Raw genomic sequence first — 23,983 nt, forward strand, 5'->3', positions numbered from 1 at the left:
GTTGGCCGCTTTGTTTTGCCACACCCAATACTGCTCAAGCCGCCGCGTTGAGTAGTACCTCGATATCCGGCAGCAATTCGTGCGGCTCGGCTGCCGGCTCGTAGCGCTTGACCAGCCGCCCTTTGCGGTCGATCAGGAACTTGGTGAAATTCCACTTCACCGGATGCGGGTGGCCGTTGTCGACGCCGGTCAGCCAGCGCCATAACGGACTGGCGGCGGCACCATTGACATCACCCTTCTCGAACAGAGGGAAACTGGTTCCGAAACGGCTACTGCAGAAAGCGGCGATAGCGGCGGCATCGCCCGGCTCCTGGCCGCCAAACTGGTTACAGGGAAAGGCCAGCACGGTAAAACCGCGGGCGGCCAACGCCTCCTGCAGCTCCTGCAGGCCGGCATACTGGCGGGTATAGCCGCACTCGCTGGCGGTGTTGACGATCAGCACCACCTGCCCGATGTAGTCGGCCAGCGGCTGCTGGCGGCCAGCCCAGAGGTTGGCCGTGAAGTTGGCAAGCGTGGTCATGGTGGGATTGCCCTCGTATAATGCTGATTTTCCGAGTTATTCAGTCAACAATCATGTTCGCACCCAGCCGGCAGGATGCCCGCCGATTCTTTTTCGACACCTGGAACAAGCAGCAAGCCGGTCACCCGCTGAGCGACCTGGAAAAACTGCTGGCCACGGTGATTGCCGCCCATCCGGAATACCATGCCATCCTGGCCCGCCCCGAGCAGTACGGCGAGCGCGAGTGGTTACCGGAACAGGGGGAAACCAACCCCTTCATGCACATGAGCATGCACCTGGCGGTAGAAGAGCAGCTCTCCATCGACCAGCCCTTCGGCATCCGCACGCTGTACCAGCAACTGCTGACCAAACACGGCAATGAACACGACGCCCAGCATGATGTAATCGACTGCCTGGGCGAGATGATCTGGCAGGCACAACGCTACGGCGGCGGTCCGGACGTCAACGTGTACCTGAGCTGCATCCGCGGCAAGCTGGGGCTGGATCCGGAAGATGAACGCCGTCTGAATCTGAAGGACATGGACGACTGATTCCATCACCGGAACAGCACAGACCAGGGACCGCTTTGCCGGTCCCTTTGTTATGGTCAAGCCCCCCTGCTTTTGCAAGCCGGCAAAAAGCCTCCCGATATTCCCATGCCATGAGAGCGCGAAGTGGCGGCTGCCGGAGCTGGGTCGCAAGCGGTATCACGGAAGCACTAGCCCTAGCTGGATGTCTAGCCGCGCGCCAGCCAGACGCCAACCGGACGACATCCTGCGAAGATTGCTAACCCTGGCCAGCTGGATGCACTATCCGTGCAGACAACAAAAAACCCGCCATTGGCGGGTTTTTTGTTGCTGCCGGCGGCACAGGCAGATCAGTCCAGCCGCTGCTGACGCTCGCCGCGCAGGAACGACTCGATATTGCCCATCAGTTGCGCGGCCAATCTGTCCATCGCCTCGCGGCTGGCCCAGCCAACGTGCGGGGTGACGATCAGATGCGGCAGGCGGGCTTTCAGCAACGGATTACCCTCGCGTGGCGGCTCGACCGTCAGCACGTCAAAACCGGCACCACCGAGTTGACCGTACTTCAGCGCCGCAATCAGCGCGTCTTCATCCACCAGGCCGCCACGCGCGGTATTCACCAGCACCGAGCCCGGTTTCATCGCCTGCAACTCGCGCTCACCGATCAGGTTGCGGGTCTGTTCGTTCAACGGGCAATGCAGCGAGATCACGTCCGAAGTCGCCAGCAGCGTATCGAACGACACATAACCATCACGAACCTCGGCAGCGCCCTTGCGTTCGCCGAACTGCACCTGCATGCCGAAGGCACGCGCCCGCGCCGCCATCTGCTGCCCGATGCCACCGCTGCCGAAAATGCCCAGCGTGGCTCCTTGCAGATCACGGATCGGCGCGCCGAAGTGACAGAACTGCGGCGCATTCTGCCAGACGCCGGCGGCCACATCGCGCTGGTAGGCCGGCAAATTGCGCATCAGCGCCATCATCAGCATGAAGGCATGCTCGGCCACGGTGGCATCGCCGTAATTACGGATATTGGCCACGGCAATGCCCTGCCGGCGACAGGCATCCAGATCGATATGGTTATAACCGGTAGCGGCAATGGCCAGCATCCGGAGATGCGGCAATGCGGCCAACGTGGCGGCGTCGAACGGTACCTTGTTGGTAATGACGATATCGGCATCGGCACAGTGCGCGACGATCTGCTCGCGACTGGTGGCGGGATACTCGCGATAGCGGTGCGGCAGGCTACAAACGGGAACCGGGACAGGCAAGCTGTCCCGGTCCAGAAACACGATGGAAGGTACGGTCATGTGCTGGCGGGTCTAGTGCTCATAAGTAATCAGGGCGCGGTAGGCGTGCCAGCTGGACAGACCGATCAGCGGGGTGACCAGTATCAGCCCGACAAACTGGGTGGCAAACCCGATCGCGGTCAGAGCCACGATGATAGCCGCCCATACCAGCATCGTCAGCAGATTGTGATATACCGCCTGCACACTCATTACCATGGCGGTAATGGTGTCCACTTCTTTATCCAGCAGCATCGGGATCGCGCACACGCTCAGCGAGAACACCGCAGCGGCAAACAGGAAGCCGGTACCGAACCAGGCAATAAGGAAAGTGAGGTTTTCCTGGGTGAAGGCATTGGTCACCAGCGAGTCCAGCGTTGGCACGCTGGTTTCGTAGAACAGCGCAAACATCAGCAGCGAAACACGGAACCAGCCGAATACCATCACGGCCAGCAATACGGCGTAGAGCGAGAAGCCGGGCATATTGCTGCGCCAGGCCGCCATGCTGTGTGCCAGCCGTACCCTGCCGCCGTTGAACGCCTCCAGCTGCCGCGAGATGTCATACAGACCGATGGCCATGAATGGCCCCGCCAGCAGAAACAGCGCGGCCAGCGTGATCATGTACTCGGGGGCATAACTGAAATACATATTGAGCAGGTAGCCCATCAGAACGAATGCCGCGCCGTAAAACATTGAATCGGCCGGCGCGCGCTTCAGGTCTTGCCATCCCAGCTTCAGCCACTGCAGTGGCTGCCCGACTGAAACATGGCGGACGACAATATGCTCGTTACTGGGCAGGTGTGTGATGTCCATGGTTGTTCCCCTTTGCTGACAGGAGCGTGGTTAAACCGACGACTTGTACCGTTATAAGCCATTGAGCAGCAAAGACAACATCGGCCTTACCGCCTGCCGATTCACACGGTAGAATGGCCGGCTCAAGACTCACCGCAGCAACGAGGACATAACAATGGCAGAACTGATCATCGAAGACTTGGTCGTTGGCGAAGGCAGCGAGGCACAGAGCGGCAAGGAAGTGACCGTGCACTACACCGGCTGGCTGACCGATGGCAGCAAATTCGACTCCAGCAAGGATCGCTTCCAGCCCTTCAGCTTCCCGCTGGGGGCCGGCTACGTGATCAAGGGCTGGGACCAAGGGGTACAAGGCATGAAAGTAGGCGGCAAGCGCAAGCTCACCATCCCGGCCGAACTGGGTTATGGCGCCCGCGGCGCCGGTGGCGTGATTCCGCCGAATGCGACCCTGGTGTTTGAGGTAGAACTGCTGCAGGTCGGCTGATCCCGCCGCACACCAGACCAAAAAGCCCCGCTCATCAGGCGGGGCTTTTTGTTGGCCGCAAACGGCTCAGGAGGACTGCTGCTGTGCGGTACGGCGCTTGCGCCACCACACCAGGGCCAGCACCAGCGCCAGGATAGCCAGCACGATCAGGATACCGGTCTGGCCACGGTGCACCATGGCCATCAGCCAGTCGCGGTTACTGGCGCCGAGATAACCCAGATAGACCCAGATCGGCACCGAGATCAGCGCGGCAAAGCCGTCCAGCAGCAAAAAGCGCCAGTACGGAATGCGCCGCGTCAGCCCGGCAGTCAGAAATATGGGGGAGCGCAGCCCCGGCAGGAAGCGGGCGACAAACAGCCCCCAGTTTCCATCCTTGGCAAACTTTTCCTGCACCGCCTCGAAACGCGACGGCGTCATCACCTTGGCAATCGGCCGGAAGCGCAAAACCTGGTGGCCGAAGATGCGGCCGGCAAAGAACATGATGCCATCCCCCACCAGCACGCCAGCCATGCCGACGACAAACATCCAGTGCACATTGGTGTAGCCCAGCCCGGAAATGATGCCGCCGGCCACCAGCGTGATGTCTTCGGGAATCGGCACGCCAAAACCGCAAACCAGCAACACGAGGAAGACAGCCAGATAACCGTAGCCAGTAAACAAATCGAGAAGAATCTGCAGGATATCCATGTCAGCCTGACAAACCGTTGATCGGTCGAAACCACATCAACGTCGCGTCCGGAAAGAGGCAGTTCCACATAGGCGGATACGTCGAGGCAGTTCTGAAACGGCAGCCATCATAACACAGCCCCCCTTAGCTACCGATTAACGTACTTGCCGCAGGGCAAGAAAACCCGCATCGCCCGATAACCGGTCGCAGACAAGAAAAAAGCCGCCAATGGCGGCCTTTGTCTTCAAGCGAGCACTCAAGCGGCGCGGATTGCCGCCGCGATTGCCTCGGCCCACTGCGTGGCCAATGCCGCATCGTCGGCCTCGACCATCACCCGTACCACCGGTTCGGTACCGGAAGGCCGCAGCACCACCCGGCCGCGTCCGGCCAGCGCGGCGGTGGCCGCTTCCAGCTGCGCGGCACTGGCACGTTGCCAGTCCTGGCCATCCAGGCGCACGTTGATCATCTTTTGCGGGAACGGCTGCCAGTCGTTGCAGATGGCGGCCAGATCCTTGCCCAGCTCCTTGCATGCGGCCAACACCTGCAGACAGGAGATGATGCCGTCACCGGTGCTGTGCTTGTCCAGGCACAGGATATGGCCGGAAGCCTCGCCCCCTACCTGCCAGCCGTTGGCATGCAGCATTTCCAGTACGTAGCGGTCGCCCACCTTGGCACGCCCGAACGGCACACCCTGCTGCTGTAGCGCCAGCTCCATCGCCATATTGGTCATTACCGTCCCCACCACGCCGCCGTGCAGTTGGCCGCGCGCCGCGCGCGCCTTGGCCACCACGTAGATCAGCTGGTCACCGTCGTAAAGCCGGCCATCGCGATCCGCCATCATCAGCCGATCGCCGTCGCCATCCAGCGAGATACCGAAATCGGCACCATGCGCCTTAACCGCCGCCGCAACCGCCTCCGGATGGGTCGCGCCGACAGCATCGTTAATGTTGTAACCGTTCGGTTCGCCACCAATGGTGATGACCTCGGCGCCCAGCTCGTGAAACACCTTGGGGGCGATGTGGTAGGTCGCGCCATGCGCACAGTCCACGACCAGCTTCATGCCGCGCAGGTTGAGCTCGTTCGGGAACGTACTCTTGCAGAACTCGATGTAACGCTCGGCGGCGCCATCGATACGACGGGCACGCCCCAGCTCCCGTGACGGGCTGGTTTCCATCGGCGAATCCAGCATCGCCTCGATCTGCAGCTCCAGTGCATCGTCCAGCTTCTTGCCGCCCTCGGCAAAGAACTTGATGCCGTTATCCTGATACGGGTTATGCGAGGCGGAAATCATCACCCCGGCGGACAGCCGCAGCGCGCGGGTCAGGTAGGCGATACCCGGCGTCGGCAGCGGGCCGGTCAGCAGTACATTGACGCCGGCCGCAGTAAAACCGGCCTGCAGCGCCGCTTCCAGCATGTAGCCGGAGATACGGGTGTCCTTGCCGATGATCACCGTCGGGTGCTCCTGACGCTCGTGATCCACTAGCACCTTGCCGGCGGCGTAGCCCAGTCGCAGCACGAAATCCGGAGTGATCGGAAACTTGCCGACTTCGCCTCGCACGCCGTCGGTACCAAAATATTTACGGCCCATTGTCAGCCCTTTTCTATCGCAATTTGGCGGCTATTCTAGCGCCGGCACTCGACCGGCTGCCAACCTTCTGAATTATTCGCTATCCGCTACTGCTTGCCATAGCTGCAGCGCCTGGCGCGTAGCTTTTACATCATGTACCCGGATGATTTTGGCCCCGCGTTGTGCGGCCAACAGCGCCGCCGCCACGCTGGCGCCCAAGCGCTGGTCCGGCTGCGCCTCGCCGGTAACGGCTCCCAACATCGACTTGCGCGACATGCCGACCAGCAACGGCACACCGGCCATGGCCTCCAGTCGCGGTAACTCGCGCAGCAACGCCAGGTTGTGCTCCAGCGTCTTGCCAAAGCCGAACCCCGGGTCGCCCAGCAGTCGCGCGGCTGCCACGCCATGTTCGCGGCACAAGGCCACGCGGCGCGCCAGGTAGTCGCCCACCTCCTCGACCACGTCCCGATACTGCGGCTTGTGCTGCATATTGTCCGGGTTGCCCTGCTTGTGCATCAGGCAGACGCCGACGTTGGCCGCAGCCACCAGCGCCAGCGCGCCCTCGTCCTCCAGTGCCGACACATCGTTGATCAGGTCAACCGCACCGGCTGCCAACGCCGCCCGCATCACGCTGGTACGACGGGTATCCAGCGACAGCGGCACATTCAGCGCCACCAGCTTTTCCAGCACCGGCAGCACCCGCTGCAACTCTTCCTCCGGGCTGACAAACGGTGCACCCGGCCGGGTTGACTCGCCACCGATATCGAGGATATCGGCCCCTTCGGCCAGCAGTGCTTCGGCACGCGCCAGCGCGTTATCCAGCCGATCATAGCGGCCGCCATCGGAAAAAGAGTCGGGAGTAACGTTAAGGATGCCCATCACCAGAGGACGGGTCAGATCGAGCGTAAAGCGCCCGCAAACAAATGGCTGCATGTTGGCCGCACCGCGTTGGACTGTGGCCGCACCGACTGGCGCGGCGGAGAAAAAACAAGGCCGCAGCTTAAGGCTGCGGCCCTGGGTTGGCAAGCCGGTCGCCGGCTTACACTTCCTGTGCCGGTGTAGCGCTGGCTTCTGGAGCCGGCGGCGGGTTCTTCGGCTCGGAAGGTTTGGCAAAACCACCACCCGGTTTCGGCGGACGCGGCGGGCGGCCATCCATGATGTCGTTGATCTGCTCGGCATCGATGGTTTCCCACTCCAGCAGCGCGGCGGTCATTGCCTCCACCTTGTCGCGGTTCTCGTCCAGCAGGCGGCGAGCCAGCGCGTACTGCTGGTCGATGATGCGGCGAATTTCCTGATCCACCTGCTGCATGGTGGCTTCGGACAGGTTCTTGTGGGTGGTGACCGAGCGGCCGAGGAAGATTTCCCCCTCGTTCTCGCCGTACACCATCGGCCCCAGTTTGTCGGACATACCGTAACGGGTCACCATGTCGCGAGCCATCTGGGTGGCGCGCTCGAAGTCGTTGCTGGCACCGGTCGTCATCTGGTTCATGAACAATTCTTCGGCGATACGGCCACCGAACAGAATAGCGATGCGATCCAGCAGATAACCACGGTCATACGCATAGCGGTCTTCTTCCGGCAGCTGCATGGTCACACCCAGCGCACGACCGCGCGGGATGATGGTGACCTTATGCACCGGATCAGACTTCGGCAGCAGTTTGGCAACGATGGCGTGGCCGGACTCGTGATACGCGGTATTCTTTTTCTCCTCTTCGGACATCACCATGGAGCGACGTTCCGCGCCCATCATGATCTTGTCCTTGGCGGATTCGAAATCCAGCATATCAACCAGACGCTTGCTGCGACGCGCGGCGAACAAGGCCGCCTCGTTCACCAGGTTGGCCAGATCGGCACCGGAAAAACCAGGCGTACCGCGGGCGATAACCGATGCGTCCACGTCGGCAGCAATCGGTACTTTGCGCATGTGCACGCCCAGAATCTGTTCGCGACCACGAATATCCGGCAGCGGCACCACCACCTGGCGGTCAAAACGGCCCGGACGCTGCAGCGCAGGGTCGAGTACGTCCGGACGGTTGGTAGCGGCAATCACGATCACGGTCTGGTTGGTTTCGAAACCATCCATCTCCACCAGCAGCTGGTTGAGGGTCTGTTCGCGTTCGTCGTTACCGCCGCCGAGGCCGGCGCCTCGCTGACGGCCGACAGCGTCGATTTCATCGATAAAGATGATGCATGGCGCGTTTTTCTTGGCTTGCTCGAACATGTCGCGTACGCGAGAGGCGCCGACACCGACGAACATTTCCACGAAATCGGAACCGGAAATGCTGAAGAACGGTACCTTGGCTTCACCGGCGATGGCCTTCGCCAGCAGCGTCTTACCGGTACCCGGGCTGCCTGCCAGCAGGATGCCGCGCGGAATGCGACCACCCAGACTCTGGTAGCGGGTCGGGTCGCGCAGGTAGTCGACGATCTCCTTCACCTCTTCCTTGGCCTCGTCACAACCGGCCACATCGGCAAAGGTCACGGTATTGGTGTCCTGATCCAGCATGCGCGCCTTGCTCTTGCCGAACGAGAATGCACCGCCCTTGCCGCCGCCCTGCATCTGGCGCATGAAGAAGAACCACACACCGATCAGCAACAGCATCGGGAACCAGCTGATGAAGATGTTCATCAGCATGGACGGCTCTTCCTCCGGCTTGGCAGAGAAGCGCACATTGTTGTTGATCAGCACATCCACCAGCTTGGTATCCAGCGGCGCAAAAGAGCTGAACTGCGAACCGTCATTGCGTTTGCCGCGAATCCACTGCCCGCGTAACGGGTTACCTTCGATGGTAAGAGATTGCACCTTGCCGGTTTCGACATCGCTGATGAATTGCGAGTACTCGATCTGGTTCTGTGTTTCCTGACGTTTGGTGAACTGGTTAAACACGGTCATCAGTACCAGACCGATGATCACCCAGATCGCTATATTCTTACCGATATTGTTCACAAGAGCGTGCTCCTATGTGCCCTGACAAGGTAAATGGTTATCTGATTGTAAACTGGGGCAGGCAGGCTGTCAGCGACGACCCTTGCCCAGCAGGTAGATTTCACTGGAGCGATCGCGCGAAGCTTTGGGCTTGCGCGTTACCACTTCGGTAAACAATTCACGCATGGCTTTCATGTAATCCTGGAATTCACTCCCCTGAAACACTTTGACGAGAAAGCTGCCGCCCGGTTTCAAGTGATCGCGAGCGAATTCCAGTGCCAGCTCGGTCAGGTGAAAACTGCGCGCCTGATCGATACTACTCATCCCGGAGATATTGGGCGCCATGTCGGAAATTACAAGGTCAAGTTCGCGCCCGCCAAGCAAGGCGACAAATTCATCCAGCACTTCCTGCTCGCGAAAATCCCCCTGGATGAATGCCACGTCCGGAATCGGGTCCATCGGCAGGATATCCAGCGCAAAGACCTTGCCGTTATCTCCGACGATCCGTGCCGCCACCTGCGACCAGCTCCCTGGAGCAGACCCCAGATCGGCCAGAATAGTGCCCGGACGGATCAATTTATCCTTTTCATTGATCTCCAGCAGCTTGTAGGCCGCACGGGCACGATAGCCATCTTTCTGTGCCATCTGCACATATGCGTCGTTAACATGTTCTTTCAGCCAGGCATTGCTGGTTTTGCTGCGTGCCATGATGAATTCCTGCATCAAAAATCCCCGTTGGGGATTGGGCCAAACTCTAGTAAAATCGCTTTTTAATCTGAAACTTGAAGCAATAAATGAAAATCGAACTGACCACAGTCCAGCGCCAATACCTGAAAGGTCTGGCCCACTCGTTGAACCCGGTGGTGATGATCGGCAATAACGGCCTGACCGAGTCGGTTATCCGCGAAATCGCTATCAATCTGGATGCCCACGAGCTGATCAAGGTTCGCGTTCAAGGCGATGATCGCGATGCCCGCGTGGCGATGTACGACAAGATCTGCGACGAACTGGGCGCCGGCCAGGTTCAGCATATCGGCAAACTGCTGGTTATGTACCGCCCATCCGACAAGCAGCTGATCGAACTGCCCAAGAGCAAGAAAGCGCTGAAGGCCCGCCCGTAACAGCGATACGGTTACCGGCACGAGAAAAAAGCGGTGGCATGCCACCGCTTTTTTGCTGCCTGCGACAATTAATTATCGTTGCTCAGGATATACATCAGCCCCATCAGGCTCTGCACCAGATAGATCAGACTGGAAATCGCATGCCAGGTGGCAAAGCCGCCGCCAAATAGACCTTCGGCAGCATGGTTCATCTGAGCTTTCAAACCGGCAATAATCGGAGTCACCGCGAAGTGGTTGATGATGATGCACACCAGCATCCCCACCAACAACCAGAACGCCCCGCTTTTCAATGCCCTGGCGCCATTGCGCAGCACCAGCTCCGCCATCAGGAATACGCTGCACACCAGCCCTACCCAGGCGATAGCTGCAAACAACTTTCCTGCCACCATGCCGGCGGTCACATTATTCAGCGTCGAAAACAGCACCGGCGCCACGATAATGCCCACCACCCACATGCCGCCAATCCACAGCGTACGGGCAATTTCACGCAAACCGTTCATTCAACCCCCTGTTCGGCCACACTGGCAGACAGCATGCCATCAGGCTGCGTCAGATATAGAGTACGTCCAGAATTTCATATTCGCGGATGCCGCCCGGGGCCAGTACTTCAGCCACGTCGCCACCTTCCTTGCCGATCAGCGCGCGCGCGATCGGCGAGTTGATGGACACCTTGCCATCCTTGATGTCAGCTTCATCGTCGCCCACGATCTGGTAGGTCACTTCATCTTCGCTTTCCAGATCCATCAGTTTGACGGTAGCACCAAACACGATGCGGCCATCGGCGTTCAGTTCCAGCGGATCGATAATCTGGGCATTGGAGATTTTGCCTTCCAGCTCGGCAATGCGGCCTTCCACAAACGCCTGGCGCTCTTTGGCCGCATCGTATTCGGCGTTTTCCGACAGGTCGCCCTGCGCGCGCGCTTCGGCAATCGCCTCGATCACCGACGGACGCTCCACGCTCTTCAGGCGTTGCAATTCGGCCTTGAGCAGCTCGGCACCGCGTACAGTCAGCGGGACTTTGATCATGTTCTGTTCTCCGGGGGCCTTCCCGCCCCATGATAAAAGCGCAAGCCGCCGTACAGGACGGCGGCTTGGCGGACGATGTTGTCAGCGCGAATTGTAACGGGATTTTGCCTGCGGTTCAAAGGTTGGCCGCAGGCAAATCCGCTCAGCCCTGCACTTCGGCGTGCAGCTGCTGCACGCTGTAAACATCGAAGTCATCGACATGCGACAGGCCGACACATACGGCCTTGGCACCTGCCAGGGTGGTGTACTGCGGCACGCGCATCTGCAGCGCGGAGCGACGGATGGCATGGCTGTCCTGGATCGCCTGACGCTTCTCGTCAACGGTATTGAACAGAATGTCGATTTCGCCATTCTTGATCATGTCGACGATGTGCGGACGACCTTCGTTCACCTTGTTCACCACCTGCACCACGATGCCTGCCTCGGCCAGTGCCTTGGCGGTACCGCGGGTGGCGCAGACGCCGAAGCCCAGCTTCTGCAGTTCGCGCGCCACTTCGATGCCACCTTCCTTGTCGCTTTGACGCAGCGACAGGAACACCTTGCCGGTGCGCGGCAGCTTGTCGCCGGCACCCAGCTGGCTCTTGATGAAGGCTTCGGCGAAGGTGCGGCCAACCCCCATCACTTCACCGGTGGATTTCATTTCCGGCCCCAGGATGGTGTCCACACCCGGGAACTTGATGAACGGGAATACCGCTTCCTTCACCGCGTAGTACGGCGGCACCACTTCCTTAGTGAAACCCTGCTCCTTGAGGCTGATGCCGGCCATGGCGCGGGCAGCAATCTTGGCCAGCGGCGCGGAAGTCACCTTGGACACGAACGGCACGGTACGCGAGGCACGCGGGTTCACTTCCAGCACGTAGATGGTGTCGCCCTGAATAGCGAACTGCACGTTCATCAGACCAACCACATTCAGCGCACGCGCCATGGCCTCGGTCTGGCGACGGATTTCGTCCTGTACCGCCGGGAACAGGCTGTACGGCGGCAGCGAGCAGGCGGAGTCGCCGGAGTGTACGCCAGCCTGTTCCACGTGCTGCATGATGCCGCCGATCACCACGTCGGTACCGTCGGAGATGCAATCCACGTCGACTTCGATGGCGTCATTCAGGAAGCGGTCCAGCAGCACCGGGCTGTCGTTGGACACCTTCACCGCTTCGCGCATATAGCGCTCCAGATCGGACGGCTCATGCACGATTTCCATCGCGCGGCCACCCAGCACATAGGACGGACGCACCACCAACGGGTAACCGATTTCTTCGGCCAGACGCATGGCATCGGCCGGTGTACGCGCGGTACGGTTCGGCGGCTGCTTCAGACCCAGATCGTTCAGCAACAGCTGGAAGCGCTCGCGGTCTTCAGCGGCATCGATCATGTCCGGGCTGGTACCGATGATGGGCACGCCGTTGGCCTCCAGCGCGCGCGCCAGTTTCAGCGGCGTCTGGCCACCGTACTGCACAATCACGCCGAACGGCTTTTCCACGCGGCAGATTTCCAGTACGTCTTCCAGCGTCAGCGGTTCGAAGTACAGGCGATCGGAGGTGTCGTAGTCGGTGGATACGGTTTCCGGGTTGCAGTTGACCATGATGGTCTCAAAACCGGACTCACGCAGGCTCAGTGCCGCATGCACGCAGCAGTAGTCAAACTCGATACCCTGGCCGATACGGTTCGGGCCGCCACCCAGCACCATGATCTTCTTGCGATCGGTCGGATTGGACTCGCACTCTTCTTCGTAAGTGGAGTACATGTAGGCGGTATTGGTCGCGAATTCCGCGGCGCAGGTATCCACCCGCTTGTACACCGGATGCAGTTGCAGGTTCCAGCGATGCGCGCGCACGGCGGCCTGGTCGGTACCCAGCAGTTCGCCCAGACGGCGGTCTGAGAAGCCCTTGCGCTTCAGGCGACGCAGTTCGTCATAGCCCAGACTGTCAACCTTGCGGCCGGCCAGCGCTTGTTCTTCACCGACCAGATCTTCGATCTGCGCCAGGAACCACGGATCGATCTTGCTGACGGCAAAGATGTCGTCACGGCTCATGCCGATACGGAAAGCGTCTGCCACGTACAGGATACGCTCAGGACCCGGCGCGCCCAGCTCGTGACGGATGGTTTCTTCGTTGCTGGTCACCGGATTGAAACCGGACAGACCGGTTTCCAGGCCACGCAGCGCCTTTTGCATCGATTCCTGCAGCGTGCGGCCCATGGCCATCACTTCGCCCACCGACTTCATCTGCGTAGTCAGACGATCATCGGCCTGCGGGAATTTCTCGAAGGCAAAACGCGGAATCTTGGTAACCACGTAGTCGATGGACGGTTCGAACGATGCCGGAGTCACGCCACCGGTGATCTCGTTGCGCAGCTCGTCCAAGGTGTAACCCACCGCCAGCTTGGCAGCGACCTTGGCGATCGGGAAGCCGGTTGCCTTGGAGGCCAGTGCCGAGGAACGCGATACACGCGGGTTCATCTCGATCACGATCATCTCGCCGGTATCCGGATTGGTCGCGAACTGCACGTTGGAGCCGCCGGTATCGACACCGATTTCACGCAGCACCGCCAGCGAGGCGTTACGCATGATCTGGTATTCCTTGTCGGTCAGCGTCTGCGCCGGGGCCACGGTGATGGAGTCGCCGGTGTGCACGCCCATCGGGTCGAAGTTTTCGATCGAGCAGATGATGATGCAGTTGTCGTTGCGGTCACGTACCACTTCCATCTCGTACTCTTTCCAGCCGAGTACGGATTGTTCGATCAGCAGTTCGTGGGTCGGCGACGCTTCGAAGCCGCGCTCGCAGATGGCCAGGAACTCTTCCTTGTTGTAGGCGATGCCGCCACCGGAGCCGCCCATGGTGAATGACGGACGGATCAGGGTCGGGAAGCCGACCTTGGCCTGTGCTTCCAGCGACTCTTCCATGGTGTGGCAGACGAAGGACAGCGGGCAGGACAGGCCGATCTTGGCCATGGCTTCCTTGAAGCGGCCGCGGTCTTCCGCCTTGTCGATGGCGTCTTCGGTAGCACCGATCAGCTCGACCTTGTACTTGTCCAGCACGCCGTTGCGCGCCAGGTCCAGCGCGCAGTTCAGCGCGGTCTGGCCGCCCATGGTCGGCAGGATCGCGTCCGGACGCTCCTTGGCGATGATTTTTTCCACCACCTGCCAGGTAATCGGCTCGATGTAGGTGACGTCGGCCATGTTCGGGTCGGTCATGATGGTGGCCGGGTTGGAGTTCACCAGGATGACTTTGTAACCCTCTTCCCGCAGCGCCTTGCAGGCCTGGGCGCCGGAGTAGTCGAATTCGCACGCCTGGCCGATAACGATCGGGCCGGCGCCAATAATGAGAATGCTTTTGATATCAGTACGTTTCGGCATCGTATTCGCTCAATTCAATTCAATGATTCAGTTCACAGGCTAGCTGCAGCCAACTTGGCGCCAAAACCGACAAACATCGCACCGGCAGTGCCGGACAGCGATGCGGCCAACTTGCGACGGCGGCGGAACGCCTCGGCCAGGCGGAAGCCGGCAACGATGATGGTGGTCAGGTACAGCGCGCTAAAGCACTGCAGGATGCCGCCGAGGATCGCGAAGGTCAGCGCCGGATAGGCATAGGCCGGGTCAACAAACTGCACGAAGAAGGACACGAAGAACAGGATCGCCTTGGGATTCATCAGGCTGATGACCAACGCCCGCACGAAGGGGTTGGCCGCATTCACTGTTCTGGTGGCGACTGCTTCGCCACGACTGCTGTTGCGCAATGCCTGCAACGCTGCACGCAGCATGTTGATACCCAGCCACGCCAGATAGCCGCCGCCCAGGTACTTGACCACGGCAAACAGCGCCGGATTGGCTTTCAGCAAGCCTGCCGCGCCAGTGGCAGCAAGTGTCATCAGGATGAAGTCGCCGACGAAAACGCCGGCGGCCCCGGCAAAACCGGCCTTGACGCCGCGCTGGGCAGCGACGGACAGCACATACATCGAGTTGGGCCCCGGCAGCAGCACAATGAAGATGGTGCCGAGGATGTAGGTGGTCAGGTCGGTTATGCCAAACATGATGCGCTCCTTGATCAGGCGGTCTTGCGTTCTGCCATGGCAGCGATGAAGCGGTCGAACAGGTAGGCCACGTCTTCCGGACCCGGGCTCGCTTCCGGGTGCCCCTGGAAGGAGAACGCCGGACGGTCGGTCAGCGCGATACCCTGCACAGTGCCGTCGAACAGCGAACGATGCGTCACGCGCACGTTGGCCGGCAGACTGGTTTCATCTACCTGGAAGCCATGGTTCTGGCTGGTGATCATCACGCGGCCGGAATCCAGGTCCTGCACCGGGTGGTTGGCACCGTGATGGCCGAACTTCATCTTGGAAGTTTTGCCGCCGGATGCCAGGCCCAACAACTGGTGCCCCAGGCAAATGCCGAATACCGGCAGCTTGGTATCCAGAATGTCGCGGATGGCGGCGATGGCGTAGTCGCACGGTTCCGGATCGCCCGGGCCGTTGGACAGGAATACGCCATTCGGATTCAGTGCCAGCACGTCCTTGGCCGGCGTTTTGGCCGGCACCACGGTGAGCTTGCAGCCGCGCTCGGCGAGCATGCGCAGGATGTTGTGCTTGACGCCGAAGTCGTAGGCCACCACGTGGAACGGGGTGTCGGTTTGGGCGGTATAGCCCTGACCCAGACGCCATTCACGGGTGTTCCACTGGTACGGTTGCTCGCAGGTAACGACCTGGGCCAGATCCTGGCCAGCCATGCTGCCAAAGCCGCGTGCCAGTTCGATAGCCTTGGCCTCATCGATGTCACCAGCCATGATGCAGCCGGACTGGGCGCCTTTTTCGCGCAGCATGCGGGTGAGTTTGCGGGTGTCGATGTCGGCGATGGCGACGACATTGTTCTGCTTGAGGTAATCCGACAGCGAGGCTTCAGCACGGAAATTGCTGTGCAACAGCGGTAGATCACGGATGATCAGACCGGATGCAAAAACGGCGCGGGACTCGGTATCTTCCGAGTTCGCGCCGACATTACCAATATGCGGATAAGTCAGGGTGACGATCTGCCGGGTGTAGGACGGATCGGTAAGGATCTCCTGATAACCGGTAATGGCGGTATTGAATACCACCTCTCCGACGGTGTGGCCATTGGCTCCGATGGCGACGCCTTTAAACAGCGTGCCGTCAGCCAAGGCAAGAATCGCGGGTACGGTTGTCACTGGCTGGCTCCTGAAAATAGTGTTTTTTTAATCACTTATACAACAAACGGGACACCGCGCGCCTTGCGCATGCCCCGTTCGGATAAACTTTTCGATTGTAACACGAAATCGCTTTTCGGCAAGCCGTCCTGGCGGACAGCGCCGCAAAAAGGCAGGCTGCCGCCAGCGTCACGCCGGCTGCCGTTTCCGTCAACACCGCGCATACCACCTTCTCCGGATAGCAAAACGCCCCGACTCCGGGGCGCCTTGCTTGTCACTCAGAACAGCTCTTCGTCCAGCTCCAGCACACTATCGGCACCATGCACGATTGCCGCCGCCAAGCCGCCGACTTGCGGCAGCAGATGCTCGGCATAGAAACGCGCGGTAACGATCTTGGCGGACAGGAAACCGGCATCGGCATCGTCGTCTGCCAGCTGCGCCTTGGCGACCAGTGCCGCCCGTCCCATCATCCAGCCACCGAGCACAATGCCCATCAATTTGAGGAATGGCACCGAGCCGGCGGCCGCCAGGGCCGGATTGCCACCAAAGGTTTCGAGGATAAACGCTACACAGCGCTCGGCATCCTTGGCTGCCGCTTCAAGGTTGGCCGCCACAGTGTCGAATCCGGCTGCGGCCAACTTGCGAGCGGTGGTACGCACCTCTTCCAGCAACCAGCGGGCAGTCGCGCCATCCTCTGCCGCGGTTTTGCGTCCGATCAGATCCAGCGCCTGGATACCGGTAGTGCCTTCGTAGATGGCGGTGATGCGCGCATCGCGGTAGTACTGGGCTACGCCAGTCTCCTCGATGAAGCCCATGCCGCCATGCACCTGCACAGCCAGACTGGTGATCTCGTTGGCCTGCTCGGTATTCCAGCCTTTTACGATGGGGATCAGGAAATTCACCAGCGCCTGATTGCGCGCCGCTTCGCTGGCCACCGGGTGGCGGGCAGCACGATCCAGCGCGGCAGCCGCGTAAAAGGCCAGCGCACGCTGTGCTTCGATCTGCGCTTTCATGGTCATCAGCATGCGACGCACATCCGGATGACGGATGATGGCCACGCCAGCCGAGTCGGGGCTACCGACAGCACGGCTCTGCACCCGCTCGCGGGCATACTCCACCGCCTTCTGATAGGCGCGCTCGGATACCGCCATGCCCTCCACACCGACACCGAGACGAGCGTGGTTCATCATGGTGAACATATAACCCAGGCCCTTGTTGGCCTCGCCCACCAGGTAGCCGATGGCGCCACCCTCGTCGCCAAAGCTCATCACTGCGGTGGGGCTGCCGTGAATGCCCAGCTTGTGCTCCAGCGACACGCAGCGCACGTCGTTGCGTGCCCCCAGGCGGCCATCGGCATTGACCAGGAACTTGGGCACGATGAACAGCGAGATGCCTTTCACCCCGGCCGGGGCGTCCGGCAGACGGGCCAGCACCAGGTGGACGATGTTGTCCGCCATATCGTGCTCGCCCCAGGTAATGAAAATCTTCTGGCCGCTGATTTTGTAACTGCCATCGCCTACCGGCACGGCCTTGCTGCGCACCTGCGCCAAGTCAGAACCGGCCTGCGGCTCGGTGAGGTTCATGGTGCCGGTCCATTCGCCACTGGACATGCGCGGCAGGTAGACGGCTTTCAGCTCTTCGGAAGCGTGGTGGTTGATGGCCTCCACCGCCCCCAGCGTCAGCAACGGCGCCAGCGAGAACGCCAGGTTGGCCGAACACCACATTTCTTCCGCCGCAATGGCCACCAGTGCCGGCAAGCCCTGGCCACCAAACTCGGCCGGGGCTCGCAGCCCTACCCAGCCAGCCTCGACATACTGTTGCCAGGCATCCTTGAAGCCTTCGGCAGCGGTCACGCTAAAATCCGGTGACCACTTGGCCCCCTTGTCGCCCAGCTTGTTGATCGGCGCCAGCACGTTTTCGGCAAATTTGGCGCCCTCTTCCAGAATGGCATCGGTCAGCTCGACGGTGCAGTCCTCGTAGCCCGGCAGGGTGCAGATTGCCGGCAGCTCCGCCAGCTCGTTGAGCGCAAAACGGATGTCCTTGCTTGGTGCCTTGTAGATCATGAGTAAAGCTCCTCTATAACTTCCATCGTCGTGCAAAAAAGCCGGCCATGCTGTCCGCCAACGGACATGCCTGTCGCTGCTGCGACAGGAATTCCCCAGACGAACCGGTCATGGCCGGCTTTCTTGTATGACGTGGCACCGTAGCGCCACGCCTTGTTTTATGGGTACTACGGGTATTACTTGGACAGCTCGGCAATCAGCTCCGGCACCACGGTGAACAGGTCACCGACAATGCCGTAATCGGCCACCTGGAAGATCGGCGCCTCTTCGTCCTTGTTGATCGCCACGATCACCTTGGAGTCCTTCATGCCGGCCAGGTGCTGGATGGCACCGGAGATACCCACCGCCACGTACAGCTGCGGCGCCACGACCTTGCCGGTCTGGCCAACCTGGTAGTCGTTCGGCGCGTAACCGGCATCGACCGCGGCGCGGGAAGCGCCAACGGCAGCACCCAGCTTGTCAGCCAGCGGCTCGATCACCGCCTTGAACTGCTCTTCCGAACCCAGCGCACGACCACCGGAAACGATGATCTTGGCAGCGCCCAGCTCCGGGCGGTCGGACTTGGTCAGCTCCTGGCCGACAAAGCTCGACAGCGCCGCGTCCGCAGCAGCGGCAACGCTTTCCACGTTGGCCGCACCACCGCTGGCAGCCGCTTCAAATGCAGTGGTACGCACGGTGATGACCTTGATGCTGTCGGACGACTGCACGGTGGCCAGCACGTTGCCGGCGTAAACCGGACGCACGAAGGTATCGGCGGATTCGATGGCGATGATGTCGGAAATCTGCGCCACGTCCAGCAGTGCAGCCACGCGCGGCAGCAGGTTCTTGCCGTAGGAGGTCGCCGGTGCCAGCACGTGGCTGTAGCCCTTGGCCAGCTCCACCACCAACGGCGCCAGGTTCTCGGCCAGACCGTGCGCGTAAGCCACACTGTCTGCCAGCAGCACCCTGGCGACACCAGCCACGGACTTGGCGGCATCGGCGGCGGCAGCAGCGTTGTGGCCGGCTACCAGCACATGCACCTCGCCCAGCTTGGCGGCAGCGGTAACGGTGTTGAGAGTGCCTGCTTTCAGGCTCTGGTTGTCGTGTTCAGCGATAACGAGAATAGCCATGGCTTACAGCACCTTTGCGTCGTTCTTGAGTTTGGCCACCAGCTCGGCAGCGTTGGCTACCTTGATGCCGGCGGAGCGCTTGGCCGGTTCGGCCACTTTCAGGGTCTTCAGACGCGGAGCTACATCCACGCCCAGATCGGCCGGGGAGGTCTTGTCCAGCGGCTTTTTCTTGGCGGCCATGATGTTCGGCAGCTTGACGTAGCGCGGCTCGTTCAGGCGCAGGTCGGTGGTGACCACCGCCGGCAGGCGCAGCTTGACGGTTTCCAGACCACCGTCCACTTCACGGGTCACGTCCACGGTTTCGGCAGCCACGTCCACCTTGGAGGCGAAAGTGCCTTGCGCCCAGCCCAGCAGCGCGGCAGTCATCTGCCCGGTCTGGTTGGCGTCGTCGTCGATGGCCTGTTTGCCCACGATCAGCAGCTGTGGCTGCTCTTTATCGGCAACGGCCTTCAGCAGCTTGGCCACCGCCAACGGCTGCAGCTCGGCATCGGTTTCCACCAGGATGGCGCGATCGGCACCCATGGCCAGTGCAGTGCGCAGGGTTTCCTCGCACTGCTTCACCCCCATCGATACCACCACGATCTCGGTGACCTTGCCGGCTTCCTTCAGGCGCACAGCTTCTTCCACCGCGATTTCGTCGAACGGGTTCATCGAGAACTTGACGTTGGCCACATCCACATCGGTGCCGTCAGCCTTGACGCGCACTTTCACGTTGTAATCCACAACGCGCTTCACAGCGACTAGAGCTTTCATATTCCTCCAGCGAACTCTCTGGTTGAAACAGCCCGTATCGTGTTGCCACGCGGCAGGCGCCAGGCACACGTTTAAACGAGCGTTTAATTGGTGAATTGACTACAAAGCAACTGCAGTACAACAGGGGTGAGGAGATATTACGCGATTTCCTCGCAATTTGCATTTGGGGGAAAGCATGCAAGAATGCAGCGCAGCATTGAGCACGTCATAACAACAAGATACAGGCAGGAGCACACCCAGGTTAACAGTGGCCAGGCACTGGCGGCTGTCGCGATAGTCACCTTGCAAAGGGAGTTCCCATGACGGTTTTTTTTGAAGACATCAAGATCGGCGATTCCGCCGAGTACGCCAAAACCATTACCGAAGCCGACATTCTGATGTTTGCGGCCGTGTCTGGCGACGACAACCCGGTACACATCAATCAGGAATACGCCGAAGCCTCGATGTTCAAGACCCGCATCGCGCACGGCATGCTCACCGCGGGTTTGATCTCCACCGTGGTCGGTACCCGCCTGCCGGGCAACGGCACCATCTATCTGTCGCAATCCACCAAGTTCAAGGCGCCGGTAAAAATTGGCGAAACGGTCACCGCCCGTGTCACCGTCACCGAGCTGGACCCGGCCAAGAAGCGCGTGAAGTTCGCTACCGCATGCCTGGTAAAAGGCAAGGTCGTGCTGGAAGGCGAATCGCTGGTCATTGCACCGTCCCGCACCGACTGATGGACGCACTGCGCATTGTCAGGCTGTGTGATGCACACGGCCAGATCGTGGAACCGGCCCTGCTGGCGGCAGCCCTGCCGGTTCATCGCCAGTTGCGCCCGATGCTGCCAAACGATGCCGCCAGCTATCACGCCAAAATGGCCCGCATCTGCGGCTTCGGCGCCCGGCTGATTGCCGCCCTGGATGCCGGCGGCAACGTGGTAGCGCTCGGGCTGTACCGCATCTACGAGAACACTTACGAAGACATGCGGCTTTACGTCGATGATCTGGTCACCGACGACAGCGTGCGCTCGCAGGGTGTCGGCAGCCAGATGCTGGACTGGCTGGAAGCCGAGGCGCGCCAGCATGGCTGCGGCTTTGTGGTGCTGGACTCCGGCACCTGGCGCACCGCGGCCCACAAGCTGTACTTCCGTCACGGCTTCGTGATTTCTTCGTTCCACTTCACCAAGCCACTCCGGTAAGCACACAAGGTTGGCCGCATGCGGCCAACCTTTATTGCTACTACCGCCCTTCTGCCTGTCGCTGTAGCGCCCAAATCACCGACTCGCGCACCCAGTCATTGTCATCTTCCTGCCGCTGCTGCAAAGCAACAACAATCGCCGGATCATAGGCCGCATTGCCCAGTCCGATGGCGAGGTTGGACAACCACTTGGCGTAGCCGATACGATAAATCGGACTACCTGCCATGCGCTGCTGGAACGTTGCCTCATCCCAGGCAAACAACTCCAGCAAGCAGACATCGTCCAAGCCGTGACGCACAGCGAAGTCGGCCTCTGCCGTTGGCACCGCAAAGCGGTTCCACGGACAGGCCAACTGGCAATCGTCGCAACCGTAGACCCGATTGCCGATCAACGGCCGCAGCGGCTCCGGAATCACACCTTTCAGCTCGATGGTGAGATAGGAAATGCAGCGCCGCGCATCCACCTTGTAGGGCGCCACGATGGCGGCAGTCGGACAGATATCGAGACAGCGCGTGCAGCGGCCACAGTGCCCGACCTCGCTGTCATCTTCCGGCAACGGCAGGTTGGTCAGAATTTCGCCGAGAAAGAACAGCGAGCCTTGCTGCTTGTTGAGCAGCAGCGTGTGCTTGCCGCGCCAGCCCTGCCCGGCCTGCGCGGCCAACGCCACCTCGGCCAGCGGCGCGCTGTCGGTAAATACCCGGAACTGGTGTGACGGCTCATGCACCGAGATCCGTTCGGCCAGCTTCTGCAGCCGGTTACGTAGCACCTTGTGATAATCCCGCCCCAGCGCATAGCGCGAGATATAGGCGCGGGAGCTATCCGCCAACACGGCATCCGAGGCTGCCGCTTCTTCCGGCCAGTAATGCATGCGCAGGCTGATTACCCGCAGCGTGCCCGGCACCAGCTCGGCCGGGCGCAACCGCAGATTGCCATGACGAGCCATGTACTCCATCTCGCCATGACAGCCCTCTGCCAGCCATGCAGCCAAGGTGGCTTCGGCTTCCACCGGCAGCTCGGCACGGGTAATCCGCGCCTCGGCAAAGCCGAGCTCCTGCGCCCAAGCCTTGATTTGGCGAGCCAAATGGCGATAATTCTCGTTTTGACCGGACATTTCATTCATGGCGACGGATCATACCAGTGTCGCGGGCTTTCTCGCCGACGAAGCAGCCACCCTGCACCTTGGCCAGACACTGGCCAACTGCCTGCAAGCCGGTCTGCAACTGCAACTGCATGGTGACCTGGGTGCCGGGAAAACCACCTTCACCCGCGGCTTGCTACGCGGACTCGGCTACAGCGGTAAAGTAAAGAGCCCAACCTATACTTTGGTGGAAAGCTATTCGCTGCCAATGGCCACCGTGCATCATTTCGACCTGTACCGCTTCAACGATCCACGGGAATGGTTTGATGCCGGCTTTGCCGACTACCTCGCATCCGATAGTCTCTGCATCGTGGAATGGCCGCAAAAAGCAGCCGGTGCACTACCGGCCCCCGACATGTCACTGGAACTCCAGATGGCAAATGATGGTCGCAACTACCGCCTTGTTGCCCACAGTGAAACAGGAAACGCATGTCTCGCCCGCTACCAGACTCTGACCGCCGCAAGCTGATCGGCGCTGCCGCCGCCACTTTTCTGCTCACTGTCAGCCGGGTTGGCTTTGCCGCCAGCAGCCAGATTGTGGCCGTGCGCGTATGGCCATCTTCCACCTACACCCGGGTAACCATAGAAGCCAATAGCGAAATCCGCTACAAGCAGTTCTCGCTGGCCAACCCCAATCGTCTGGTCGTCGATCTGGAAGGGGTACAACTCACCGGCATTCTGCAGGATCTGGGCAAGCAGATTCAGAGCGCCGACCCGTTCATCCGCATGGCCCGTGCCGGCCAGTTCAATAACGATACCGTGCGCCTGGTGCTGGACTTGCGCAACGAGGTCAAACCGCAAATCTTCTCGCTAAAGCCGATCGGCGAATATCAGCATCGACTGGTGCTGGACCTCTACCCGGCAGACGCGCAGCAGGACGACCCGTTGCTGGCTCTGCTGGAAGACTACAACAAGGGCCAACTGGACAATTCCGCACCACGCAACAACAAGGACAAGGGCACGCTCGGCCGTACCGTCACCATCGTGATCGACCCGGGTCATGGCGGTGAAGATCCGGGGGCGATCGGTCCCAGCGGCATCCGAGAGAAAGACGTGGTACTGAAGATCAGCCGTCAACTGAAAAAAATGATCGACGGCGAAAAGAATATGCGCGCAATCCTGACCCGCGACGAAGATGTCTTCCTGCCGCTGGGCGTCCGCGTTGCCAAGGCTCGGCGCCTGAATGCTGACCTGTTCATTTCGGTCCACGCCGATGCCGTCGATAACCGTACCGCGCGCGGCTCGTCGGTCTTTGCGCTCTCGGAAAACGGCGCCACCAGTACCATGGCGCGCTTTTTGGCCAAAACCCAGAACGATGCCGACATGGTCGGTGGCGTAAAAATTGGCGGCAAGGACAAGTACTTGGCCCATACCCTGCTGGACCTGACCCAGACCGCCACCATCAACGACAGCCTGAAACTGGGCAAATCGGTATTAGGCAAGCTGAGCAGCCTGAACAAGCTGCACAAGGACAAGGTCGAACAGGCTGGTTTCGCGGTACTGAAAGCGCCGGACATTCCGTCCATTCTGGTTGAAACCGCTTTTATCAGCCACCCGGAAGAAGAGCAGAAGCTGATTGACCCGGACTTCCAGCAACAGATGGCCGACGCCATCCTGTCCGGTGTCCGCAGTTATTTTGCCCAAGGCGCCGCCATCGCCCGCGTGTAAGCCTAAGAA

Annotated in this window: 24 protein-coding genes; 7 read left to right on the forward strand and 17 right to left on the reverse strand. The window is 60.6% G+C overall.

Annotation, left to right across the window (positions count from 1 at the left end; translation table 11 throughout):
- Positions 1–34: 34 nt before the first annotated feature.
- Complete coding sequence (locus HU218_RS16245) at positions 35–520, reverse strand: glutathione peroxidase (RefSeq protein ID WP_174875986.1); 486 nt, start codon at positions 518–520, stop codon at positions 35–37.
- 53 nt (positions 521–573) lie between these two features.
- Between HU218_RS16245 and HU218_RS16250 the strand changes: the two genes are divergently transcribed.
- On the forward strand, positions 574–1,050 hold the full coding sequence (locus HU218_RS16250) for a DUF1841 family protein (RefSeq protein ID WP_174875987.1): 477 nt from the start codon (positions 574–576) through the stop codon (positions 1,048–1,050).
- 326 nt (positions 1,051–1,376) lie between these two features.
- On the opposite strand, the gene HU218_RS16255 is transcribed toward HU218_RS16250, so the two are convergent.
- Both HU218_RS16255 and HU218_RS16260 read right to left on the reverse strand, forming a co-directional pair.
- Positions 1,377–2,330 carry a D-2-hydroxyacid dehydrogenase gene (locus HU218_RS16255; protein WP_174875988.1) on the reverse strand — a complete coding sequence of 318 codons (954 nt, stop codon included), beginning with the start codon at positions 2,328–2,330 and terminating at the stop codon, positions 1,377–1,379.
- Positions 2,331–2,342: 12 nt separating this feature from the next.
- Complete coding sequence (locus HU218_RS16260) at positions 2,343–3,119, reverse strand: DUF2189 domain-containing protein (protein ID WP_174875989.1); 777 nt, start codon at positions 3,117–3,119, stop codon at positions 2,343–2,345.
- 154 nt (positions 3,120–3,273) lie between these two features.
- Here HU218_RS16260 and HU218_RS16265 point away from each other — a divergent pair, with 154 nt between their 5' ends.
- Positions 3,274–3,600, forward strand: a complete 327-nt coding sequence (locus HU218_RS16265; RefSeq protein ID WP_174875990.1) for an FKBP-type peptidyl-prolyl cis-trans isomerase — start codon at positions 3,274–3,276, stop codon at positions 3,598–3,600.
- A 66-nt stretch (positions 3,601–3,666) separates the two neighbouring features.
- Here HU218_RS16265 and HU218_RS16270 read toward each other — a convergent pair whose 3' ends face one another.
- The 5 genes from HU218_RS16270 to rlmE form a co-directional block, all read right to left on the reverse strand.
- Positions 3,667–4,287 (reverse strand): DedA family protein, encoded by a 621-nt coding sequence (locus HU218_RS16270; RefSeq protein ID WP_174875991.1) that lies wholly within the window; start codon positions 4,285–4,287, stop codon positions 3,667–3,669.
- 236 nt (positions 4,288–4,523) lie between these two features.
- Complete coding sequence (gene glmM / locus HU218_RS16275) at positions 4,524–5,855, reverse strand: phosphoglucosamine mutase (RefSeq protein ID WP_174875992.1); 1,332 nt, start codon at positions 5,853–5,855, stop codon at positions 4,524–4,526.
- 72 nt (positions 5,856–5,927) lie between these two features.
- Positions 5,928–6,767 (reverse strand): dihydropteroate synthase, encoded by an 840-nt coding sequence (folP, locus tag HU218_RS16280; RefSeq protein ID WP_174875993.1) that lies wholly within the window; start codon positions 6,765–6,767, stop codon positions 5,928–5,930.
- A 106-nt stretch (positions 6,768–6,873) separates the two neighbouring features.
- Positions 6,874–8,781, reverse strand: a complete 1,908-nt coding sequence (gene ftsH, locus HU218_RS16285) for an ATP-dependent zinc metalloprotease FtsH (RefSeq protein WP_174875994.1) — start codon at positions 8,779–8,781, stop codon at positions 6,874–6,876.
- Positions 8,782–8,850: 69 nt separating this feature from the next.
- Positions 8,851–9,471 (reverse strand): 23S rRNA (uridine(2552)-2'-O)-methyltransferase RlmE, encoded by a 621-nt coding sequence (gene rlmE, locus HU218_RS16290; protein ID WP_174876029.1) that lies wholly within the window; start codon positions 9,469–9,471, stop codon positions 8,851–8,853.
- A gap of 83 nt (positions 9,472–9,554) precedes the next feature.
- On the opposite strand from rlmE, the gene yhbY reads away from it, so the two are divergent.
- Complete coding sequence (gene yhbY / locus HU218_RS16295) at positions 9,555–9,881, forward strand: ribosome assembly RNA-binding protein YhbY (protein ID WP_174875995.1); 327 nt, start codon at positions 9,555–9,557, stop codon at positions 9,879–9,881.
- Between the two features lie 68 nt (positions 9,882–9,949).
- On the opposite strand, the gene HU218_RS16300 is transcribed toward yhbY, so the two are convergent.
- The 8 genes from HU218_RS16300 to HU218_RS16335 all read right to left on the reverse strand — a co-directional run bounded on the left by HU218_RS16300 (position 9,950) and on the right by HU218_RS16335 (position 19,988).
- Positions 9,950–10,381 (reverse strand): DUF4149 domain-containing protein, encoded by a 432-nt coding sequence (locus HU218_RS16300; RefSeq protein WP_174875996.1) that lies wholly within the window; start codon positions 10,379–10,381, stop codon positions 9,950–9,952.
- A gap of 49 nt (positions 10,382–10,430) precedes the next feature.
- Positions 10,431–10,907 (reverse strand): transcription elongation factor GreA, encoded by a 477-nt coding sequence (gene greA / locus HU218_RS16305; protein ID WP_174875997.1) that lies wholly within the window; start codon positions 10,905–10,907, stop codon positions 10,431–10,433.
- A gap of 142 nt (positions 10,908–11,049) precedes the next feature.
- Positions 11,050–14,259 carry a carbamoyl-phosphate synthase large subunit gene (carB, locus tag HU218_RS16310; RefSeq protein ID WP_174875998.1) on the reverse strand — a complete coding sequence of 1,070 codons (3,210 nt, stop codon included), beginning with the start codon at positions 14,257–14,259 and terminating at the stop codon, positions 11,050–11,052.
- A gap of 32 nt (positions 14,260–14,291) precedes the next feature.
- Positions 14,292–14,936 (reverse strand): leucine efflux protein LeuE, encoded by a 645-nt coding sequence (gene leuE, locus HU218_RS16315; RefSeq protein WP_174875999.1) that lies wholly within the window; start codon positions 14,934–14,936, stop codon positions 14,292–14,294.
- Positions 14,937–14,950: 14 nt separating this feature from the next.
- Positions 14,951–16,084: a glutamine-hydrolyzing carbamoyl-phosphate synthase small subunit gene (gene carA, locus HU218_RS16320; protein WP_174876000.1), complete on the reverse strand. Its 1,134-nt coding sequence runs from the start codon at positions 16,082–16,084 to the stop codon at positions 14,951–14,953.
- Between the two features lie 257 nt (positions 16,085–16,341).
- Entirely contained in the window at positions 16,342–18,126 is a 1,785-nt protein-coding gene (locus HU218_RS16325; protein WP_174876001.1) for an acyl-CoA dehydrogenase, read from the reverse strand.
- A gap of 176 nt (positions 18,127–18,302) precedes the next feature.
- Entirely contained in the window at positions 18,303–19,235 is a 933-nt protein-coding gene (locus HU218_RS16330; protein ID WP_174876002.1) for an electron transfer flavoprotein subunit alpha/FixB family protein, read from the reverse strand.
- A 3-nt stretch (positions 19,236–19,238) separates the two neighbouring features.
- Positions 19,239–19,988 carry an electron transfer flavoprotein subunit beta/FixA family protein gene (locus tag HU218_RS16335; RefSeq protein ID WP_174876003.1) on the reverse strand — a complete coding sequence of 250 codons (750 nt, stop codon included), beginning with the start codon at positions 19,986–19,988 and terminating at the stop codon, positions 19,239–19,241.
- 299 nt (positions 19,989–20,287) lie between these two features.
- Here HU218_RS16335 and HU218_RS16340 point away from each other — a divergent pair, with 299 nt between their 5' ends.
- Both HU218_RS16340 and HU218_RS16345 read left to right on the forward strand, forming a co-directional pair.
- The gene (locus tag HU218_RS16340) at positions 20,288–20,707 is read left to right on the forward strand and encodes a MaoC family dehydratase (protein WP_174876004.1); all 420 of its coding nucleotides are present in this window, start codon (positions 20,288–20,290) and stop codon (positions 20,705–20,707) included.
- Positions 20,707–21,168, forward strand: coding sequence for a GNAT family N-acetyltransferase (locus HU218_RS16345; protein WP_174876005.1), 462 nt, complete (start codon positions 20,707–20,709; stop codon positions 21,166–21,168). Before HU218_RS16340 ends, HU218_RS16345 begins: the two co-directional genes overlap by 1 nt.
- A gap of 40 nt (positions 21,169–21,208) precedes the next feature.
- Here HU218_RS16345 and queG read toward each other — a convergent pair whose 3' ends face one another.
- On the reverse strand, positions 21,209–22,288 hold the full coding sequence (gene queG, locus HU218_RS16350) for a tRNA epoxyqueuosine(34) reductase QueG (RefSeq protein WP_174876006.1): 1,080 nt from the start codon (positions 22,286–22,288) through the stop codon (positions 21,209–21,211).
- Between queG and tsaE the strand changes: the two genes are divergently transcribed.
- Together tsaE and HU218_RS16360 are read left to right on the forward strand one after the other, a co-directional pair.
- The gene (gene tsaE / locus HU218_RS16355) at positions 22,287–22,775 is read left to right on the forward strand and encodes a tRNA (adenosine(37)-N6)-threonylcarbamoyltransferase complex ATPase subunit type 1 TsaE (protein ID WP_174876007.1); all 489 of its coding nucleotides are present in this window, start codon (positions 22,287–22,289) and stop codon (positions 22,773–22,775) included. The genes queG and tsaE overlap by 2 nt on opposite strands.
- Complete coding sequence (locus tag HU218_RS16360) at positions 22,736–23,974, forward strand: N-acetylmuramoyl-L-alanine amidase (RefSeq protein ID WP_174876008.1); 1,239 nt, start codon at positions 22,736–22,738, stop codon at positions 23,972–23,974. The genes tsaE and HU218_RS16360 overlap by 40 nt, the downstream gene beginning before the upstream one ends.
- Positions 23,975–23,983: the final 9 nt, after the last annotated feature.

Origin of the sequence: Vogesella oryzae (genome assembly GCF_902829295.1) — a bacterium.
In the GTDB taxonomy this organism is placed as follows: domain Bacteria; phylum Pseudomonadota; class Gammaproteobacteria; order Burkholderiales; family Chromobacteriaceae; genus Vogesella; species Vogesella oryzae.

What these genes read in the sequence shown, in the direction of transcription:
- HU218_RS16245 (WP_174875986.1), bottom strand. Translation starts at nt 520, where the DNA reads ATGACCACGCTTGCCAACTTCACGGCCAACCTCTGGGCTGGCCGCCAG.
- HU218_RS16250 (WP_174875987.1), top strand. Translation starts at nt 574, where the DNA reads ATGTTCGCACCCAGCCGGCAGGATGCCCGCCGATTCTTTTTCGACACC.
- HU218_RS16255 (WP_174875988.1), bottom strand. Translation starts at nt 2,330, where the DNA reads ATGACCGTACCTTCCATCGTGTTTCTGGACCGGGACAGCTTGCCTGTC.
- HU218_RS16260 (WP_174875989.1), bottom strand. Translation starts at nt 3,119, where the DNA reads ATGGACATCACACACCTGCCCAGTAACGAGCATATTGTCGTCCGCCAT.
- HU218_RS16265 (WP_174875990.1), top strand. Translation starts at nt 3,274, where the DNA reads ATGGCAGAACTGATCATCGAAGACTTGGTCGTTGGCGAAGGCAGCGAG.
- HU218_RS16270 (WP_174875991.1), bottom strand. Translation starts at nt 4,287, where the DNA reads ATGGATATCCTGCAGATTCTTCTCGATTTGTTTACTGGCTACGGTTAT.
- glmM (WP_174875992.1), bottom strand. Translation starts at nt 5,855, where the DNA reads ATGGGCCGTAAATATTTTGGTACCGACGGCGTGCGAGGCGAAGTCGGC.
- folP (WP_174875993.1), bottom strand. Translation starts at nt 6,767, where the DNA reads ATGCAGCCATTTGTTTGCGGGCGCTTTACGCTCGATCTGACCCGTCCT.
- yhbY (WP_174875995.1), top strand. Translation starts at nt 9,555, where the DNA reads ATGAAAATCGAACTGACCACAGTCCAGCGCCAATACCTGAAAGGTCTG.
- HU218_RS16300 (WP_174875996.1), bottom strand. Translation starts at nt 10,381, where the DNA reads ATGAACGGTTTGCGTGAAATTGCCCGTACGCTGTGGATTGGCGGCATG.
- greA (WP_174875997.1), bottom strand. Translation starts at nt 10,907, where the DNA reads ATGATCAAAGTCCCGCTGACTGTACGCGGTGCCGAGCTGCTCAAGGCC.
- carB (WP_174875998.1), bottom strand. Translation starts at nt 14,259, where the DNA reads ATGCCGAAACGTACTGATATCAAAAGCATTCTCATTATTGGCGCCGGC.
- leuE (WP_174875999.1), bottom strand. Translation starts at nt 14,936, where the DNA reads ATGTTTGGCATAACCGACCTGACCACCTACATCCTCGGCACCATCTTC.
- HU218_RS16325 (WP_174876001.1), bottom strand. Translation starts at nt 18,126, where the DNA reads ATGATCTACAAGGCACCAAGCAAGGACATCCGTTTTGCGCTCAACGAG.
- HU218_RS16330 (WP_174876002.1), bottom strand. Translation starts at nt 19,235, where the DNA reads ATGGCTATTCTCGTTATCGCTGAACACGACAACCAGAGCCTGAAAGCA.
- HU218_RS16335 (WP_174876003.1), bottom strand. Translation starts at nt 19,988, where the DNA reads ATGAAAGCTCTAGTCGCTGTGAAGCGCGTTGTGGATTACAACGTGAAA.
- HU218_RS16340 (WP_174876004.1), top strand. Translation starts at nt 20,288, where the DNA reads ATGACGGTTTTTTTTGAAGACATCAAGATCGGCGATTCCGCCGAGTAC.
- HU218_RS16345 (WP_174876005.1), top strand. Translation starts at nt 20,707, where the DNA reads ATGGACGCACTGCGCATTGTCAGGCTGTGTGATGCACACGGCCAGATC.
- tsaE (WP_174876007.1), top strand. Translation starts at nt 22,287, where the DNA reads ATGGCGACGGATCATACCAGTGTCGCGGGCTTTCTCGCCGACGAAGCA.
- queG (WP_174876006.1), bottom strand. Translation starts at nt 22,288, where the DNA reads ATGAATGAAATGTCCGGTCAAAACGAGAATTATCGCCATTTGGCTCGC.
- HU218_RS16360 (WP_174876008.1), top strand. Translation starts at nt 22,736, where the DNA reads ATGTCTCGCCCGCTACCAGACTCTGACCGCCGCAAGCTGATCGGCGCT.